This window comes from Bartonella sp. DB5-6 (genome assembly GCF_000278115.1).
Taxonomy (GTDB): domain Bacteria; phylum Pseudomonadota; class Alphaproteobacteria; order Rhizobiales; family Rhizobiaceae; genus Bartonella; species Bartonella refiksaydamii.
Genome location: NZ_JH725117.1, coordinates 75,209 through 78,687 on the forward strand (window position 1 = coordinate 75,209; position 3,479 = coordinate 78,687).

At 43.8% G+C, this 3,479-nt stretch carries 2 protein-coding genes; both read left to right on the forward strand.

The window, feature by feature from the left end:
- Positions 1-1,368: bifunctional DNA primase/helicase (locus MCO_RS11130; protein ID WP_007552794.1), on the forward strand; the 1,368-nt coding region annotated here is incomplete at its 5' end.
- 581 nt (positions 1,369-1,949) lie between these two features.
- Positions 1,950-2,543, forward strand: a complete 594-nt coding sequence (locus MCO_RS04160; RefSeq protein ID WP_007552795.1) for a hypothetical protein — start codon at positions 1,950-1,952, stop codon at positions 2,541-2,543.
- Positions 2,544-3,479: the final 936 nt, after the last annotated feature.

A 3,479-nucleotide genomic window follows, 5' to 3' on the forward strand; every position in this document is an offset into this window, starting at 1 on the left:
AACCACACACCCACCGCCAACCACACACCCACCACAAACCACACACCCACCGCCAACCACACACCCACCACCGCCAACCACGCTTTTTCTTCAACAAACCGTACAATTGTCATCACAGAAGGAGAAATTGATGCACTTTCTTTAGCCGCCTACGGATATCCAGCCCTTTCCGTACCGTTTGGAGGAGGGGTTGGGGGCAAACACAACTGGATTGAAAATGAATTTGATCATTTAGAACCTTTTGAAACCATTTTTTTAGCCACTGATATGGACAAACCCGGTGAAGAAGCAGCATGTGAAATTGCTAGCAGGCTTGGCCGTCACCGCTGCTACCGTGTACGCTTACCCCGTAAGGATGCAAATGACTGTTTAACAGCAGGAATTGATGCGGACACCATAAAAGCAGCCTTTTTGTCAGCAAAAAGCTTTGCACCAGAAGGGTTACGACGTGCCTCAGATTATAAAGATCAAGTCATAGGGCTATTTTGGCCAGAACCTGAACAGCATCTTGGCTACACGGTTCCCTATCCTAAACTCCACGGCAAACTTTATTTCCGTCCAGCGGAATTAACGCTATGGAGCGGCGCGAGCGGTGCTGGAAAAAGCCAACTGTTATCAGACTGTATTCCCCATTGGATCTCTCAAAAGAGCCGCCTTTGTTTAGCCTCACTAGAAATGAAAGGAGAACAATCGCTGCGCCGTTTAACAAAACAAACGGGAGGCTTAGAACAACCCACAAGAGAGATGATTGAGCGGATACTCCATTTTTTAGATGATGGACTGATTCTTTATGAACATGTGGGAAAATCAAGCGTGGACACATTGCTAGATGTCTTTGATTATTGCCGTGCACGCTATGGCTGCGATCAATTTATTATCGACAGTCTCATGCGGCTTGGCATCTCCTCGGATGACTACACCGGACAAGAACAAGCGGTTTATAAAATGGTTGATTGGGCTGTTTTAAACGCAGTGCACATTCATCTTGTTGCTCATGCACGCAAAGGCGGTTTAGATAAGGATATCCCAAGTACAGAAGATATTAAAGGTGCCTCAGAAATTGGTGCCAATGCCTTTAACATCATCACCATTTGGCGCAATCGCTCATTAGAAGATAAAATTTTTACCGCATCCCTCAAGCAAGAAAAATCAGAGTTAGCCAAACGCCCAGGCGTGATTATGAATATCGCCAAGCAACGTTCCGGTGACTTTGAAGGCAAAATTGGTCTCTGGTTTGACCAACAAACCTATCGCTATCGTTGTTCTCCTGAACACCCCTTAACACCACGGCGTTATCTTGAACGCCCAACCCCCACCTTCTCCCCAAACGCTTCCCCTACCACACGAGCACACCTTATTCCCTCATAAATAAAAGGAAAGGTAAATCCCAAAATCAAGCAAAACACCCACTCCTTTGAAAACCAAAGCCAATCCACACCAAGACTCTGCGCTCCCCATAAACAAAACAAAAGACACCGCCAACAATACAGGAAAACACCAACCCATTCAAAAGCCACAACGACCTCTGCAAGACCGAATCACCTCGCTCCCGCATAAGGTAACCCCGCATAAGGTAACCCCGCATAAGGTAACCCCGCATAAGGTAACCCAAGAGCAACTTCAACAATGAAGCCAAAGCCAACCCCTCCAAGAAAATCCCCGTAAGATCAATGCTCCTTATTTCCCCATAAGCAAGCCAAAGGACAACACCCATAATGCAACAAAACCCCACCGCCTTCAAGAACAACACATCACCCGAACATCAACGCCACCGCTCCCAATCACCGACATTCAAGCAAACGGCCACTAAAGCAAACCACCCCCATTCCCAAGCCTGTCCTCAAGGAAATACCCAGCAAAGCTTCCCCCCCTCAAACACCCAGACCAATTTACATCCGATTTTTTAAAACAGAAAACCAAACGACAATTTTTAAAGGAGAAAAAATGATATGAAACATCAAGAGACAAGAAAAAACAAAGAGGACCCAAAAAACAAGACACAAACTTTCCCTCTCTCCCACAAAGATAAAGAGAAACAACACATTGGGCACTTAAAAACGCAAGAAATCCCTATTGAAACGAGCAATCCTTATTTTCAGTCTCACCATTCAGAAAGTTCCAGCAACCCGCGCACCGTTAAAGCCATTGCCAATGCACAAAGCCGTCCCATCGCACTTTTATACGCAAAAGGGCATATCAGCAAAGCGCAATATAAAGCAGCAGAACGCTTTTATGTTTACTGGCGTCAAAGTCAGGCAGATCTCCATATGAGTCCTGACTACACGCGGGAAAAAGTTGAGAACAGCCAAGGTTACACACACCCCATTGAACGTCAAATAGAAGCATCCAACCATTTAAAAACTATCAAGCTTCACCTTGGTGTTCTTGGCTATTCACTTGTAGAAAAGGTTGTTGGTTATGGTCAAGCAATCAAAGAGTTAAGCACCTCAAAACGCAAACAAAACTCCCTCGCGGATCACTTACGAGATTGTTTAGACTTGTTAGCATTTCATTGGGGCTATGCAAACCGTAGGGACTCTTAATAATCCCTCACTTCCCATAGCAAGACAGCGGATTTTGTCATCACACAACCTCCCAAATAACAAACGAAACATTGCAAAACACTCTTACTAAAGATATGCGATAAAAATGGGGAGACACTCATACAACAGATTTAAAGAGCAGCAACCTGTAACCAATTTCACTGTCCCCCTTTCCCAGCTATATTTTACAAGAAATCACCTTACAACAACCATCATCAAGCAACACCCCAGCGGCCATGCCCTAACCAGCAACCGCTCCACACAGAATCCCCAACAGAGAATCACCTTCTAAAGGCAGCCCTTCCACCAACAAGCACTTCATCAAAAATGATTCTCGACCAGCCCACTGAAAATCAACCTCAACGACGTTTTTCCACTCTTATAAAAGTTTGCAATTTCTTTCAGACCTTCATCCATAGTCCTGTATCTGTTCAGCTCACCATCCATTGAGGATATAGAATCACTCCCAGCATTTTCTACATACACAAATAGATTCGCAGAAATATAATTCTGTCAAAATGGAATTTTAATAAAAAATAAAAGCATCATTTTGTAACAAATACATATATTCCATAACCCTATAAAATGTTTTTATAGGGTGTATTTTAAATAAAAAAAGAAACAAGCACACAGCAATACACAACTATCCCACTTAACTGTAGATTTTTTAGCTTTTTTGCTCTTATACCGACTTGCTGCTTTAAATCATTTCAAATATTAAGGATACAAAATAAATATCCATAAAAGATACGATAACCAATCAGTATAAGATACCCAAAAAACACATCTCTTTGGCTATCCCTCTTTTTATGGAATATATCTAACCCTCACGGGATGCGCCTCACCCTCTCGGAGTGCATCCCGACCCTCACGGGATGCACCCCACCTCTCGGAGTGCATCCCAACCCTCACAGGATGCACCCCACCTCTCGGAGT